Raw genomic sequence first — 673 nt, 5'->3', positions numbered from 1 at the left:
GGTACGGCGGCGCGCCTTGCGGCCGCCCTCGACACGGGCACGGTCGCGGTCGCCCGCGACGGGTTCTTCGAGACGCGGGCGGCACGGTTCGGGCTGGTGCTGCTCGACGAGGGACTCGACGACGAGGCACCGCCCGTCGCGCTCACCGAACGCCTCGCCTTCGACGTGGATCTCCGGGACCTTGCGCTGCGGGACATCGAAGGCGCGACCGCATCCGACCCGGCTCGACGCACGCCCGACCGGGCGATGGAACCGGACGACGCCTCCGAAGCCGTGGCCACGCTCTGCGCCGCCGCCGAGGCTCTCGGCGTGGCGTCGCTACGCGGGCCGTTGCTCGCCGTGCGGATCGCCCGGCTGATCGCCGCCTGCGACGGACGGAGCATGTTGGCGGAACCCGATCTCGCCGAGGCGGCGCGCTTCGTGCTCGGGCCGCGGGCGACGCGGATGCCCGCTCCCGAGCAGCCCGGCGACGACGCCGAGCCGCCGCCGCCACAGGCATCCCCCGATGACGAGCGGCCGCCCGACGCGTCCGCGGACGAGGCGACCTCGGAGCGACAGCGGGCCGAACCGCCGAGCCTCGACGACGTCGTGCTCGCAGCGGCGCTCGCAGCGATCCCACCCGGCCTGCTCGCGGCGCTCGCCGCCGGCCCCTGGCCGGCGGCAAGGCCGGAAA

Annotated in this window: 1 pseudogene; it reads left to right on the top strand. The window is 76.4% G+C overall.

The window, feature by feature from the left end:
- Nucleotides 1-673: pseudogene (gene bchD, locus FV222_RS30375) on the top strand (magnesium chelatase ATPase subunit D); the annotation flags it as partial.

Origin of the sequence: Methylobacterium sp. WL103 (assembly GCF_008039885.1) — a bacterium.
Taxonomy (GTDB): domain Bacteria; phylum Pseudomonadota; class Alphaproteobacteria; order Rhizobiales; family Beijerinckiaceae; genus Methylobacterium; species Methylobacterium cerastii.
Note: the sequence above shows the minus strand (reverse complement) of the source record. Positions and strands in the feature narration are given on the sequence as shown.